General features: G+C 43.1%; 13 protein-coding genes and 1 pseudogene. 11 read left to right on the forward strand and 3 right to left on the reverse strand.

Annotated features, from left to right (window positions below):
* Positions 1-104 precede the first annotated feature (104 nt).
* Both MKY16_RS08700 and MKY16_RS26115 read left to right on the forward strand, forming a co-directional pair.
* The gene (locus MKY16_RS08700) at positions 105-1,244 is read left to right on the forward strand and encodes a 5-methyltetrahydropteroyltriglutamate--homocysteine S-methyltransferase (RefSeq protein WP_029516654.1); all 1,140 of its coding nucleotides are present in this window, start codon (positions 105-107) and stop codon (positions 1,242-1,244) included.
* A gap of 302 nt (positions 1,245-1,546) precedes the next feature.
* The gene (locus MKY16_RS26115; protein WP_029516655.1) at positions 1,547-2,032 is read left to right on the forward strand and encodes a DUF1036 domain-containing protein; all 486 of its coding nucleotides are present in this window, start codon (positions 1,547-1,549) and stop codon (positions 2,030-2,032) included.
* Positions 2,033-2,238: 206 nt separating this feature from the next.
* Here MKY16_RS26115 and MKY16_RS08705 read toward each other — a convergent pair whose 3' ends face one another.
* Entirely contained in the window at positions 2,239-2,577 is a 339-nt protein-coding gene (locus MKY16_RS08705; protein WP_029516656.1) for a helix-turn-helix domain-containing protein, read from the reverse strand.
* A 716-nt stretch (positions 2,578-3,293) separates the two neighbouring features.
* On the opposite strand from MKY16_RS08705, the gene MKY16_RS08710 reads away from it, so the two are divergent.
* Positions 3,294-3,392, forward strand: a complete 99-nt coding sequence (locus tag MKY16_RS08710; RefSeq protein WP_014599622.1) for a hypothetical protein — start codon at positions 3,294-3,296, stop codon at positions 3,390-3,392.
* Positions 3,393-3,614: 222 nt separating this feature from the next.
* Positions 3,615-4,061 (forward strand): DUF6386 family protein, encoded by a 447-nt coding sequence (locus tag MKY16_RS08715; RefSeq protein WP_239645164.1) that lies wholly within the window; start codon positions 3,615-3,617, stop codon positions 4,059-4,061.
* Between the two features lie 138 nt (positions 4,062-4,199).
* Here MKY16_RS08715 and MKY16_RS08720 read toward each other — a convergent pair.
* Positions 4,200-5,334: pseudogene (locus MKY16_RS08720) on the reverse strand (phosphodiester glycosidase family protein).
* 133 nt (positions 5,335-5,467) lie between these two features.
* Between MKY16_RS08720 and MKY16_RS08725 the strand changes: the two are divergent.
* From MKY16_RS08725 to nspC, 7 genes are all read left to right on the forward strand, one after another.
* Positions 5,468-5,941, forward strand: a complete 474-nt coding sequence (locus MKY16_RS08725; protein ID WP_029516659.1) for a DUF7716 domain-containing protein — start codon at positions 5,468-5,470, stop codon at positions 5,939-5,941.
* 50 nt (positions 5,942-5,991) lie between these two features.
* On the forward strand, positions 5,992-7,305 hold the full coding sequence (locus MKY16_RS08730; protein ID WP_029516660.1) for a PQQ-binding-like beta-propeller repeat protein: 1,314 nt from the start codon (positions 5,992-5,994) through the stop codon (positions 7,303-7,305).
* Positions 7,306-7,459: 154 nt separating this feature from the next.
* On the forward strand, positions 7,460-8,083 hold the full coding sequence (locus MKY16_RS08735; protein WP_029516661.1) for an SMI1/KNR4 family protein: 624 nt from the start codon (positions 7,460-7,462) through the stop codon (positions 8,081-8,083).
* Between the two features lie 180 nt (positions 8,084-8,263).
* Positions 8,264-10,144 carry a molecular chaperone HtpG gene (gene htpG / locus MKY16_RS08740; RefSeq protein ID WP_069012173.1) on the forward strand — a complete coding sequence of 627 codons (1,881 nt, stop codon included), beginning with the start codon at positions 8,264-8,266 and terminating at the stop codon, positions 10,142-10,144.
* 157 nt (positions 10,145-10,301) lie between these two features.
* Positions 10,302-10,571 carry a bacteriocin immunity protein gene (locus MKY16_RS08745; RefSeq protein ID WP_069012172.1) on the forward strand — a complete coding sequence of 90 codons (270 nt, stop codon included), beginning with the start codon at positions 10,302-10,304 and terminating at the stop codon, positions 10,569-10,571.
* Between the two features lie 314 nt (positions 10,572-10,885).
* Complete coding sequence (locus MKY16_RS08750) at positions 10,886-12,085, forward strand: saccharopine dehydrogenase family protein (RefSeq protein WP_209949814.1); 1,200 nt, start codon at positions 10,886-10,888, stop codon at positions 12,083-12,085.
* A gap of 8 nt (positions 12,086-12,093) precedes the next feature.
* A complete protein-coding gene (nspC, locus tag MKY16_RS08755; protein WP_029516665.1) occupies positions 12,094-13,233 on the forward strand; it encodes a carboxynorspermidine decarboxylase in 1,140 nt (379 codons plus the stop codon).
* A 107-nt stretch (positions 13,234-13,340) separates the two neighbouring features.
* Here nspC and MKY16_RS08760 read toward each other — a convergent pair whose 3' ends face one another.
* The gene (locus MKY16_RS08760) at positions 13,341-13,835 is read right to left on the reverse strand and encodes a hypothetical protein (RefSeq protein ID WP_069012171.1); all 495 of its coding nucleotides are present in this window, start codon (positions 13,833-13,835) and stop codon (positions 13,341-13,343) included.
* Between the last annotated feature and the right edge of the window lie 232 nt (positions 13,836-14,067).

A 14,067-nucleotide genomic window follows, 5' to 3' on the forward strand; every position in this document is an offset into this window, starting at 1 on the left:
GGCTATAACTAGCTATAGTTTATTGGAGTTACCTTATAACTGAAAATGTATGTTATCTTTCTTACAAGAACTTCACTATAGAAGCGAAAAAGGAGATAACCCTAATGAGCAGCATCCTTGATAATGCATCCCAACGTAAAGTGACCCCTTTTAGACATGATATGGTCGGCAGCTTTTTGCGCCCGCAAGCGATTAAAGACGCCAGAATTCAATTTCAAAATAATGAAATCTCTGCGGACGAGCTGAGAAAGATTGAAGATAACGAAATTATCAAGCTAGTGGAAAAGCAAAAATCCGTAGGACTTCAAGCCGTGACGGACGGTGAATTCAGACGCTCCTGGTGGCATCTTGATTTTATGTGGGGTCTGGACGGTGTGGAAAAGGTACAGCTTTTGAACGGCTACCAATTCCAAGGTGTGGAAACAAGAGCGGAAACTGCACGCTTGTCCGGTAAAATCGGACATTCCCGTCATCCTTTCATTGAAGATTTCAAATTCCTGAAGCAAGTAGCAGGTGAGGATGCGATCGCACGCCAAACGATCCCGGCACCTGCACAGTTCCTGGCCGAGCTATTGCGCGGAGAGAATAAAGAAACAACCGATACGTATTACAGCAATCTGGATGAACTGGTGACGGATATCGCCAAAGCCTACAAATCCGTGATTCAAGCGTTGTACAATGAGGGTTGCCGCAGCTTGCAACTGGATGATTGCACATGGGGTATGCTCTGTGATAAAAACTATTGGGAAGCTAGACAGCATGCGGGTGAAAATGTGGAAGATACCAAAAAGCTGTTCGCCCGTGTGAATCAGGAAACGGTGAAGGATCTTCCAGCCGATTTGGTCGTTACGACCCATGTATGCCGTGGTAACTACCATTCCACCTGGGCATCTTCTGGCGGCTATGAGCCTGTAGCCGAAACCCTGTTCGGCATCGACAACATCGACGGCTACTATCTCGAATTCGATACCGACCGTGCAGGCGATTTCACACCGCTTAAGCATCTGAAAGATCAAAAGCAGGTCGTACTGGGTCTCGTTTCCTCCAAAACGGGTGAACTGGAAGACAAGCAGACGGTCATTAATCGCATTAAGGAAGCGACTCAATTCGTCGACATCAACCACATCTGCCTCAGCCCACAATGCGGCTTTGCTTCGACAGAAGAGGGCAATATTCTGACAGAAGAGCAGCAGTGGAAAAAGCTTGCTTTCATTAAAGAGATTGCGGACGAGATTTGGAAGTAAGGTTTGGTTTAGGATATTTAAAAGGTTCTATTAGTTAAAGATATTTTATTGAAAAACACGTCATATATGGACGTGTTTTTTGATCTTTACAAGATTAGGTGGTGGTTTTCTTTTGATTGAATTCTATAACATTAACAACATGGTCATATGGTTTCGCCAAACTGATGGCGGGAAACTCTAAAAAAGCATAATCTCTGAGTATCCTAAAAAAGGCTAAGACTCTTTTATGTTTGTCCACTTCCTATTTACAACTCTTGCATACAATGGATTGTAGAATGGTATTAAGAGGGAGTGACAAAAAAATGAGTCTTTATTTTCGAAACAGCACCAATTCTACCGTACAGGTAGCCATTTTCTATCACGCGAGTAGGTGTGGGTTTGTCTTTGTGGGACAAACTGGTATATTGTCTACCTGGTACCGTTTGGCGCCTGGTCAAACGAGGGAAGTTGTTACTGGCAACGTAGGGGATAGAACAATATATTATTACGCTGAGAGCGTATCAAGAAATCTTGTGTGGTCAGGTAGTTTCCCCATACATGTTCCTAATTATAACTTCAGTGGATGTTGGATCTGGAATATTAATGGTAATCTATGCAATAATTGCAGAAGAGTTGGTTTTAAAACACTTAACATCCAACGCGGTTTCGTGAACTTTACAGTCAACCTTATTACAAATAGTGCTCAAAGAAAAGCGAAGCTAAAAAATGTTCGTATGGTATTGCCCACAAAAAGGGTAAAAAGAAAATTTAAATTGAATGACCGCAAGAAACTACCTAGAAGCCAATAATTTCATAATGGCGGGAAATCCTTTGCAATTTCGTATTCGATTCGGTTCGCGCTTTTATATAAGAAACTTGAAATTAAGATAATACTGGATATATATATATGTTATTTTAATGTTCGATAGGGTATTGAACTTACGTAAAACAATAGTGCAATAGGAACTGCCTTGTTAACTAAAGGTGGCTCCTTTATTTTTGCTAAAAAATCCTTTTATTTTGTAATCTCCCGTATCACATTCCTCGCCAAGCGTACTTTCTCTGGACTCGATTTTTGGAGTATTTTTACGATTTCTTGTATATCAGTTTCATGTTTTGTAACCTTAATATCCTCATTTACATAAGCAAAAAGCTGAATCAAATTAACATCCAGTGCATTAGCAATTTTAGCTATATTTATTAAAGATACGTTTTTTTCTCCACGCTCAATCTGCCCTATGTATGAAAAATGGAATCCACCTTTTTCCCCAAGCGACTCCTGAGACAATCCTTTTTCTTTTCGCAAAGCACGTATTCTGGCACCCACTAATTTAAGAACTTCTTTATCTTCCATCGTCTACACCTCACTATTCTAAAAGTGTAGACAAGATATCCAAACGAAAACATTGAATAATGAATATAATAAATAATAGTAATATCTATAAGTATTATTTTGGAGTATAATAAGACTAATATTGAAATTCTCTGGAGGAATAGATATGAAAGAAGCCCTTCTACCTTTATTCCAAGTCCCCCTCAACCGTCCAGACCCTCACAACACCTACATAATTCAATAACCGATTTCCACACTCTATCTCAATACCACATGAAACTAGCCCAAATCCTGTACAAGCACAATCAAGTCCAATGCTGCATTATCCTATGTGACTGGGCGTTAACTTCCATGTTAAAAGCTCTATATATGAAAGAAAACAACAGCCTTTTTCCTCCCGGATTCCTGTCTATGACTGACCTGCTGCACTTATTACATACCGAAACCACCCTGGATTAGATGTTGTCGTATTTATAGGTACCACTCAATTTCTTTCATCCCAGTTAGAAACCCCGCTCCTTCAAATGATGAGGCACAAGGATGTGAGCAGGCTGTTGCGCAGAACTAACGATATTCTCTGCCAGTTGTCATCCAGAGTCATTAGCGATCTATCTCAAACGTATCAGTCCATTTTTTGAGTAGCCCTTCTATGGCAATAAACTTGCCGATTCGCCCTGTCGTTATCCACTTTTCTACATACGATAAGAGTAAGCTTTAATGCAAGGAGGGATTCAGACATGGGTGAAGTAGGTTACGGTGGAGCATGGACATCCACAGGAGCGATTTTGGTATTGTTCATTTTGTTGGTAATTATTACTAAGTCTTTTCTGATCTAACAGCAGGTTAGCATCGCTTAAATCACAAATCGGCCTTCTTTCACGACATCGTGAGGGAGGGCTTTTTATGCAGAATGGGTGTTAGTCCAACATGTTGTCTGGCCCTGCAAGCATTGTTATACTTTACATACAGGGATAATTTCCCTCAAATCTATAGCAATACGGATAGCGGAAGACGTGGGAAAACGGAAATTCGCTGACTATTATCAGGAGGATTGTATGATGAACATGGCAATCAGTCCATTTCAATTTACGACAGACACGGCGACTCTTTGCCTATTTGATACGCAAGCTCTGAAGCATCGCTTGAACGATGAGCCGGATTGGTGGTCCATTGAAGAGGACGAGCTGGGCGAGTTGAACAAAGGAAATGTAGCTTTTTTGAATCTGGGAGCGGACGGAACGTATGAGGTTGTGATGACAGATCATATCGACAAGCCTGCTGTGCGGCTGTTTTTGAAGGTTCCCTCAGGCAACCTATTTATTGGAGCAGGGGAGGAAGCCACAAGTGGTGGGCTGGAGCCTGAGTGTGTATGGGGAGGGATGTTCCTTTCTTTGCAACCGGGACTTTATGAATGCATGGCAAGCAGAGAAGACAACCGTATTTACCTTTCTATAAAAAAAGGAAGCGAAGGCAGCAATAGCTTTACAGGTCTGATTCGATTGTAGATTGCAGGATCAATACGTGACGGTCATACATGCCGCTTGAACAGGTGGAAGCAGGAACAACCGAAGCTAGAGGAAATGGAAAAAGGCTATCCCCACGGCTTACAGATCCGTGAAGACAGCCCTTTATCATTCTATTGGCTATTGATACTTTACAATAATGGCATTGCTGATTTGGCGGCCGGGTGTGGTGAGATAGGAGCCGTTGTAATACAGCCCGCTGGAAGCACCGCCGTCCAGATTCATGGCCTGATAAGCGCCGGCCTGCTTCATCATTTGGGCGAGCTGCGGAATGGTCGCTCCGCTTGTGGTCAGGAGGATCAGCTTATGATTCATCCCGACTCATTCCGAGTGCGCTGCGGGCGCCGCCGCCTGTTAATATTTTAGGGTCCTTGAAGCCTTCGGCTTTGACATTTAGGGAAACCTGACCGTTCGTAACCAGACGAGGCCCGGCTTGAAGGGCACCTTTAACACTGCCTTGGCTTAACCGTTGTTCGAAGGCGGAACCCGACATTAGCTCGGATAAATGGTTAGCATCGTAGGTGAAGACCGTTCGTTGGTCGCCAGAGCTTTTTTTCAACATCTTTCCGTGACTGACCAGATAGCCGTAAGGCGTCTTGTAGGAGCTTTTGGTATAGGCGTCAAAGAATGTGCCATTAATGGCTACAACCGCTTGATTGCGTTTGGCGAGACTGCTTAAGTCTTCCACTTTACCAATGGTATCGCCTGCTAGAGCCACCTCTAGGCTTACCTTGGGATGGAGCATAGAGACGGTGACCACCTTAGCGGAAAAGGTACGAGACCCGACCTTGAAGCTTTTATGAGCCGTTGTAATGGGGGGAGTATTTCCGGGTAGCTTACCAGTAAGTACCGGAAGCGTGACGGACGTTGTACCCTGCTTAATGCTTACAGCTGAGGTTTCCTTTTGCCATGAGACTTGCAGGTTTAGATATTGGCTGATGAACTGCAAGGGTACATAGGTCGAACCATTATCGGTAAAAGGAGCATTTTGCAAACGGACCGTCTGATCATTCACTTTGGCGGTAGATTGTCCGGTGAATAATGTGATCCGGGTATTGCCTTGCGCGATTTCTATTTTTTTGTCCGCGGCAGTCATGTTGAGTGTGATCCCTTCATAGCTGTTCAGGAGACGGAGCGGGATGAAGGAGTGGTTACTTTGATCCACATAGACCAGCATAGGTGCTGGGGCAGCAGCGTAGATCGGGGTTACAAGTAATAGCAAGGACAGGATAACAAGTGCGGTGATTCTTTTCATGAATAGATCAATCTCCTTATGTAGTCTTGACACTTTACGAGGTGCTTGTAGTTATATCGGATTTTGTGAGTTGTAAATGTATGTTATACGAATGTTGAGTGTTTAACTGATATAGGAAGCGGGGTGGCTGGGGATGAGCAGGTATGAGACGAGACTTGAGGATTACCGTCGCAGAGAGCGCCCGTCTTATCGTGTGTTTGAAGGATTGCAGGAATTGGTGCATAGCGTGGGGCAACTGCATAATAACTGGTTATATGTGAATGTAGATCAATGGGATCAGGACCCTGTTCACACACCGATTTATTATTGGGATGAGCATTGGCTAGAGGAATGTGCAGAGGAGGGTACAGCCGTAACCAACGAACATGACGAGTCTATTCCCAAGTGGGTGCCAGATCGTCAGGTTCAAACCTGGTTTGAGTTGGCGACCTTCGAAAGTATTGTGGAAGTCCTTAAGGCTGCTGGACAGCCAGTGACGCTTCAGATGGTGATTATAGCGGTAAAATACTATGACAAGCACGATGCCTATCTGGACTATGAAGAGGTGAAGGCAGTGACAGACCTGTGGTCTGTGCTGACAAAGGTGAGAAACCACCTAGCAGAATGAACAAGCCTGTAGATCAAACGGGGCATACATACACTGGATGGGGGAAGCGAATGAGTTGGTTGGATCATGAAATGGCAGCAAAGTGGCGACAGGAAGGAAAAAGGTATGCTGCAGATGTGAATGAATTTGTCAGAATCGGTATGGAAAGCCAGTGGCAGCAGGAGCAGCCAGAGCCAAAGCAAGACGAACGCTCCAAACTGGCTGAAGATATTTTTCGTATGATTCAGGACGCAAATCAGGCAGAGGAAACAGAGCAGTTACGTCGGGAAATTCCGGCTGCATCCTGGCCGCTTACAGCAGCGTTTGAGGAGGCTTTGCAAGCCGTTAGGCCGATAGCTTTTATGAATGGAGGCAATGAAGTCATTCTACATGCGGGCAATCCTCGGGAATGTGGAATGATCTATGTGGCGGGAAAAGATAGAATCTTGCAAATCCCCGGACTGCATCGAGTAGGCTGTTCGCCAGACGGGACTTATTTTGCGTTGGTGGATGGACAGGGGATTCGTATTGTTCGTCAACCGGACTTAAATCTGCAAGGAGAAGAGACAGCACATTTTCAGTGGAAGGATATACAAGGACGCTTAAAAGCATCCATTCCTGATTTGGAGTGCTTGGGAGATGAAGAGCATCCAGAGGATATATTAGATGAAGTGATTCCGTTTGGCGATGGACAGCGAGTTCTGCTGGTATGCGGTTACGGCGTTTATTTGTTGGCTGGTGATCAGGTGGATTTGATCCATCCCAAGACGTCTGAACGAAGAGAACTAGAGCTGGAAGACACGATTGTGGATATGGCCCATGGAGCTGTGTCGAGGGATGGACGCTGGATCGCTTACGGTAGCCAGATGAGTGAGCATATGCTTATGGATCTGTCCGATAAGACGGTGCATACATTGGAGCCAAATTCTAGTTATCCGCATTATGCTGTATTTTCCAAAGATGATTTGAATGTCTGGTACAATGCCTGTCATTTCTACAACGGCGCCACCATTCAAGTGTCGATTGCTGAGGTGGATCAGGGTCTTGCTCAGAATAAGGAAGAGTGGCCGATGATAAATGAAGAAATGCGAGTATACGCTGCAACAGCACTGACGCAAGGATCTATTTTGGGTGATGCCTACGGTTATCTCCGTCTGATTGACAGGGAGGGGCGTGAACTTTGGCGCTATTTTGTCGGCAGTACGATATCCGGGCTGGCAGTTACACCCGATGAAGGCATGTTGGCGGTTGGAACGTATGGTGGTATGCTTCATTTGATTGATTTGCAGAGCAGCACGAAGGACGAATATAGCATTGGCACCGCTCTAATTCACGAGACAGAACGTTGGATGATCTGGCGTAACTATGAGCCGTTGCGCTGGTAATACTAATATTCCGCAAATGGTGATAAAAGCAAGTTCTGATAAGCTGAACTTAAAAGTGCAGTAACACATGAATACAATGCTATTTTCATATAGAGAGCATTTGGCATAAACCCATGATGCAAAATGCGAATAGAGAGGAAAGAGGTGTGAGGACATGGACAAGAAAGCGGATATTCGTACATCTATGAAGGAACTATTTGCACAGATGGATGAAGCCTTTTTTATGGATGTGGAAGAAAATGTACCGATTGAAATGCGTGATGGGAATGTCGACGAGGAGGGATGGATCAAATGGAAGCCTCTCCCTTCACAGATTACTGAACAGGAAATTCGGGAGATGGAGGAAAAATACCATTTTGAGCTGCCGCCCCTGCTAAGGAGTTTTATCATGTCCTACCATTATGTATCTTTACAATTCGATAATGAGTCCATTCCGGGAGTGTACTGGAGCGATTGTACGTTTGTTGAGTTTCCACGTCTGCCTGTAGGTCAAGGCTTAAAGGCATTTTATGATTTGCTCGATCAATGGTCACCTCTGCTGTCAGCAGGCTACATTCCTTTTGCAATAGCAGAGGACGACCAAGGTCCCGTTTGTTTAAATGTAGGCAGCAGACATAAGGACGGCGATTATCCTATTGTTTGGTTCTTTCATGAGGACCTACAGCATTTGGATGAGGATGAGCTGCGGATCAGGAGTAATCTGCTTCCCCATGTACAAGGGCTGTTTCCCTCCTCTGTCGAAATGTTTAACGTGATGTTTAAACACATTAGACACTAGCGATTTCCTAAAATGTAATTTTACTGCTCAGCCAACCGAGATATTGACATAAAAAATGAGGAATGTTATAAAAAAGGTAGGCTAGCACTCGAAAGATGGGAGTGCTAACAAAGTAGAATCGTTTGCATAGCTCATATCTGCTGGCCTTACATAGGTTTACATCTGAAAGGAGATATCCGAATGGAGAAAAAACAGTTTCAGGCTGAGTCCAAGCGTCTGCTCGAAATGATGATTAACTCGATTTACACGCAAAAGGAAATTTTTCTAAGAGAGCTGATCTCCAATGCAAGTGATGCGATTGACAAAATTTATTATAAAGCATTGACGGATGATCAACTGGTCTTTGACAAAGAAAATTATTATATCAAAGTAACTGCCAATAAGGATAATAGAACGCTAACCCTGCGTGATACCGGGATTGGTATGACTAAGGAAGAACTAGAAAATAACCTGGGTGTTATTGCTAAAAGCGGCTCACTGGCATTCAAAAATGAAAATGAATCCAAGGATGGTCATGACATCATCGGTCAATTCGGCGTCGGCTTCTATTCAGCTTTCATGGTAGCAGATGTGGTTACAGTGACTACCAAGGCTTTGGGAAGCGATACTGCATATAAATGGGAATCCACAGGTGCGGACGGGTATACCATTGAGGCAGCTGAGAAGGACGAGGTCGGAACCGAGATTGTTCTGAAAATCAAAGCAAACACCGAAGATGAGTCCTACGACGAATATTTGGACGAGTATCGTTTAAAAGCACTGATTAAAAAATACTCCGACTTTATCCGCTATCCGATTAAAATGGATATTACAGGCAAGCGGTTGAAAGAGGGAAGCGACAACGAGTTTGAGGATTACGAGGAAGAACAGCGTATCAACAGCATGGTTCCGATCTGGAGAAAAAACAAAAGCGAGCTGACCGACGAGGATTATCAAAATTTCTATGCGGAAAAACGCTATGGCTACGACAAGCCGCTCCAGCATATCCATGTCAGCGCGGACGGCGCGGTAGTGTACCAAGCTATTCTGTTTATTCCTGAGAATATCCCGTTTGATTTCTACTCCAAGGAATATGAAAAAGGGCTGGAGTTGTATGCCAACGGTGTGCTGATTATGGAAAAATCCCCTGATCTGCTGCCGGATTATTTTAGCTTTGTCAAAGGTATGGTTGACTCCGAAAGCTTGTCACTCAACATTTCCAGAGAAATGCTGCAGCATGACCGTCAGCTGAAGCTGATTGCCAAAAATATCGAAAGCAAAATCAAAGGCCAATTGCTGACCTTGCTCAAAAATGACCGGGAGAAATATGATCAATTCTACAAATCATTTGGCAGACAATTGAAATTTGGTGTCTACAACGATTACGGCAGACATAAAGAAACTCTGCAGGATCTGCTCATGTTCTACTCTTCTACAGAGAAAAAGCAGGTTACTTTGGACGAATACGTATCACGTATGCCAGAAGATCAAAAGTATATCTATTATGCTTCCGGCGAGTCCAACGAGCGTATTGAAAAACTGCCGCAAACCGAAATGGTGGCTGACAAAGGCTACGAAATTCTGTACTTCACTGATGATATTGATGAGTTCGCTATTAAAATGCTCTTAAGCTACAAAGAGAAAGAATTCAAATCTGTATCAAGCGGCGATCTGGGCATTGAGCCTGACGAAACTGAGAAAGAAACAGAAGCAGAACAAAACGACAACAAAGAGCTGTTCGAGTACATGAAGGGCTTGCTGGAAGGCAAGGTATCCAGTGTTAAAGCCTCTAAGCGCTTGAAGACACATCCGGTATGTCTGTCCGCAGACGGCGAGGTGACGATTGAGATGGAAAAAATCTTGAACGCCATGCCTAATAACGCTGATGTCAAAGCGAATAAAGTGCTGGAAATCAACATAAACCATGCCGTGTTCAATTCTTTGAAAGAAGCTTTTGCCGAGGATAAGGAGAAAGTAAACCTCTATACGGCATTACTGTATAATCAGGCTTTGCTGATCGAAGGCTTGCCACTGCAAGATCCAGTTGAATTCACGAACGATATTTGCAAAATCATGGTTTAACAAGCTTTATTACTATATAGAGCCGTTCCCGTACTGGGTGCGGCTTTATTTATCATAAACGTTTCCTAAAGCTTCATGATAGATCATATAGCGCTTACAGAAGAAGGGATGGGCCCACACATTGCCGATCATACTCAATACAAAGGAGGGCAATTATATGAGTCTGGATCAAGCCAACCAGGAACTCCAAAATTTAGACCGTTTAGAACGAAGTGAGCTTATAGAGTTAGTGGAAAAAATCATCAGAGATGAGGGAACAGAAGAGGAAATCGACAGTATGCTGACCATAGTGAAGCAAAATACGCCCCATCCGGGGATCAGTAATTTGATCTACTGGGATGATCGTGATTTGAGTGCGGCAGAGATCGTAGATGAGGCATTACGCTATCAGCCCATCATTTTACCACCCCATGAATCTTCTCCATAGGATGTGGAGGGGTGGTCTTTTGTTTAGAAATAAGATAGTATTAATTCTTTAGGGCTATGAGCATTATATTCAAAAAAACTTCCGTTAAACGTGTGCTGACTTCCCTGGGGTGTATGGGGTAATAGTTGTTTTCTGTTCACTTTACGGAGTTTTATGCCTAATTTTGGGTTTTGTAAAGTTTTTGTGACATGCTCCTGTGAATTTTGACACAGCAAATTATCGTTTTTCTTGATTATTTGGTGGGATGTCTTTATAATCATTTTGTTTGCAAGAATGATTAGCGATTAGCGTATGGAATAAGGAGGTTATTTATTTTGGGAAAAGCATTGATTATTGGCGCCGGTGGCGTGGCCAGCGTTGTGGTGCATAAATGTTGCCAAAACCCAGATGTATTTGAAGAAATTTGTATCGCAAGCAGAACTGTTGAGAAATGCGATGCGCTTAAAGAGAAGCTGGGTGGAGGTCGTACGAAGATTCAAACGGCTCAGCTTGATGCTGACAACACCGACATGGTCATTGACTTGATTCGAAGCTTTCAACCGGATGTAGTTATCAATGTGGCTCTCCCTTATCAGGATTTGACGATAATGGATGCTTGCCTTGAGACAGGTGTTCATTACGTTGATACGGCGAACTATGAACCGCCGGATACGCCGAAGTTTGAATACAGCTGGCAATGGGCCTACAAAGAAAGATTCGAAAAAGCAGGAATTACAGCTCTGCTGGGCAGCGGTTTTGATCCAGGCGTGACTGGAGTATTTACAGCTTATGCTCAAAAGCACTACTTTGATGAAATTCATACGATTGATATTGTGGATGCGAATGCAGGGGACCACGGATATCCTTTTGCAACTAATTTTAATCCGGAAATCAATATTCGTGAAATTACGGCGAAGGGCCGTTACTTTGAAAACGGAGAATGGATTGAAACTGAGCCACTTTCTGAGAAAAAGGTATACGACCTTCCTGAAATTGGACCGAAAAATATATATCTTTTGTACCATGAAGAACTGGAATCTCTTGCAGTGAATATTAAAGGCGTGAAAAAAATCCGCTTCTGGATGACATTCTCGGACAATTATCTGAATCATTTGAATGTACTTCAAAACGTAGGCATGACTTCGATCGAGCCTATTGATTACGAAGGACAACAAATCATTCCACTGCAATTCCTGAAGGCTATTTTGCCAGATCCGGCTTCTCTGGGTCCAAGAACAAAAGGCAAAACAAACATTGGTTGCATCATCCAAGGTATGAAAGATGGAAAACCAAAAACGTATTATGTTTACAATGTTTGTGATCATGAGGAATGTTATGCAGAAGTTGGCTCCCAAGCCATTTCTTACACCACTGGTGTTCCTGCCATGATCGGCGCAATGCTTATTATCAAAGGTATCTGGAAAAAACCAGGCGTTTACAATGTTGAGGAATTTGATCCAGATCCATTTATGGAAGCCCTAAATAAACACGGATTGCCATGGCAAGAGAACTTTACGCCAACGTTGCTTGATTGAGGTCTGCGATGAATATTGATATTACAGGACTTCCATCACCTTGCTATCTTGTTGACGAAAGACTTCTTGTCAAAAACCTTGAGGTTTTAAATTCCGTTCAAGAACGGACAGGCTGCAGTATTTTGCTCGCTCTTAAGGGATTTTCGATGTTTTCGACTTTTCCTCTGGTTGGCAAATACTTAAAAGGGGTAACCTCCAGTTCGTTGTTCGAAGCTAGACTTGGTCGCGAAAAAATGGACAAGGAAGTTCACGTATACGCACCTGCTTATGTTGACAGTGAATTTGATGAGCTATTGGAGTATGTTGACCATATTGTTTTCAACTCCTTTGATCAACTGAAACGCTACAAAAGCAGAGTGCAAGGCGTAACTTCCAAAAAAATCGACATCGGCATTCGGGTGAATCCGGAATATTCGGAAATCGAAACGCCGTTGTATGATCCTTGCTACAACAACTCCAGAATGGGTGTGACTCTGGCTAACTTTAGACCTGAGGATCTGGATGGCGTGGACGGTATTCATTTTCATACGATGTGTGAACAGAATTCAGATACGCTAGAGCGCACCATTAAAGTCGTGGATGAGAAATTCGGGCCATACATTAAGAACATGAAATGGCTCAATTTCGGCGGCGGTCATCATATTACCAGAGAAGACTATGATCTGGACACGCTGGTACGCTGTATTCAATATTTTCAGGATAAATATGGTGTGCAGGTTTATCTGGAGCCGGGCGAAGCTATTGCTTTGAATACTGGATATCTGGTGGCTACTGTATTGGATACGATGAAGAACGGAATGGATATTGCCATTCTGGATACTTCGGCTGAATGTCATATGCCTGATGTGCTGGCTATGCCTTACCGCCCGAATATCATTGATGCAGGCAAACCTGGTGAGTATGCACATACTTATAGACTTGGTGGGCTTACGTGCTTGGCCGGAGATGTAATTGGAGACTATTCCTTTAAAGAGCCATTGAAGCCGGGAGACAAGCTTGTATTCTGCGACATGGCCCATTACACGATGGTCAAAAACCACATGTTCAACGGAGTCAACCTGCCAGCCATCGCCAGCTACAACGACGAAGAAGGCATTAAGGTAATCCGTCAGTTCTCCTACGAGGACTTTAGTTCTCGTTTGTCGTAAGAAATAGATGTGATTAAATGACTGTACCGAAGAATGAATGAACTACAAAAGCCTCGCCCCTTGAGATAGGGGCGAGGCTTTTTGTATAGGAAACTGAATTAGTATCTTTATTCCTCAATTTTGGCGGAAATCTTGTACCAGAACAATTGACCGATTTCGTAGCCTGGCACTCCCACTTCTAAGTAGTACTCTTTGCCAGCCTCAAGTTTTTTACCTAAAGTATTCTGTCCTTCTTCTGTTGTTTTAATCATATGACCATCGCTATCTGTTAGAGTCAAATTTAACCATGCATTAGGATACTTATCCCCTTCAATTTTAAAATCAACCCACTTGGTCTGAAAAGCTTTAAATTTATACATATCGTAAGTATCATAGTCTCTTCCTTCAATGAGTTCCCCTATGGTTCCGTATATATCACTACCTAGCCAAACTTCGCTGGCCTTATCATACCAATTGTTAGGCTCCCTGTCAGTTCCATTACCGAAGAGTTGGTTGGTTTCCTTTGCAACTGGTACAGAATCTGCTTCTGCAGCTAAAGCGACACTGGCAGTAGTACTCAACATAAGTGTAAGACCTAATGAAGCTAATAATGTTTTTTTCATGAATAAGAGCCCTCACTTTTTTTGGTTTACATTCATTTAAGTATACATATTAATTTTAGGTTGTTATTCTATATCATTCACTAAATAATCATATACACAAAAGAAATAATAATATGTGAGTATAATTGTTATAAGATGGTGATTGTTTCCATCATGCAGAGGTACAAACGAGCCATAAGACGAAGAAGATATGAACGTAACTGTCAGTTCTTCTACGACGATATAGCTACAT

The organism is Paenibacillus sp. FSL L8-0641 (assembly GCF_038006265.1).
In the GTDB taxonomy this organism is placed as follows: Bacteria; Bacillota; Bacilli; order Paenibacillales; family Paenibacillaceae; genus Paenibacillus; species Paenibacillus polymyxa_D.

Coding starts and splice junctions, on each gene's coding strand:
- MKY16_RS08705 (WP_029516656.1), bottom strand. CDS start 2,577: ATGGAAGATAAAGAAGTTCTTAAATTAGTGGGTGCCAGAATACGTGCT.
- MKY16_RS26115 (WP_029516655.1), top strand. CDS start 1,547: ATGAGTCTTTATTTTCGAAACAGCACCAATTCTACCGTACAGGTAGCC.
- MKY16_RS08745 (WP_069012172.1), top strand. CDS start 10,302: ATGAGTCTGGATCAAGCCAACCAGGAACTCCAAAATTTAGACCGTTTA.
- htpG (WP_069012173.1), top strand. CDS start 8,264: ATGGAGAAAAAACAGTTTCAGGCTGAGTCCAAGCGTCTGCTCGAAATG.
- MKY16_RS08735 (WP_029516661.1), top strand. CDS start 7,460: ATGGACAAGAAAGCGGATATTCGTACATCTATGAAGGAACTATTTGCA.
- MKY16_RS08730 (WP_029516660.1), top strand. CDS start 5,992: ATGAGTTGGTTGGATCATGAAATGGCAGCAAAGTGGCGACAGGAAGGA.
- nspC (WP_029516665.1), top strand. CDS start 12,094: ATGAATATTGATATTACAGGACTTCCATCACCTTGCTATCTTGTTGAC.
- MKY16_RS08710 (WP_014599622.1), top strand. CDS start 3,294: ATGGGTGAAGTAGGTTACGGTGGAGCATGGACATCCACAGGAGCGATT.
- MKY16_RS08715 (WP_239645164.1), top strand. CDS start 3,615: ATGAACATGGCAATCAGTCCATTTCAATTTACGACAGACACGGCGACT.
- MKY16_RS08725 (WP_029516659.1), top strand. CDS start 5,468: ATGAGCAGGTATGAGACGAGACTTGAGGATTACCGTCGCAGAGAGCGC.
- MKY16_RS08700 (WP_029516654.1), top strand. CDS start 105: ATGAGCAGCATCCTTGATAATGCATCCCAACGTAAAGTGACCCCTTTT.
- MKY16_RS08760 (WP_069012171.1), bottom strand. CDS start 13,835: ATGAAAAAAACATTATTAGCTTCATTAGGTCTTACACTTATGTTGAGT.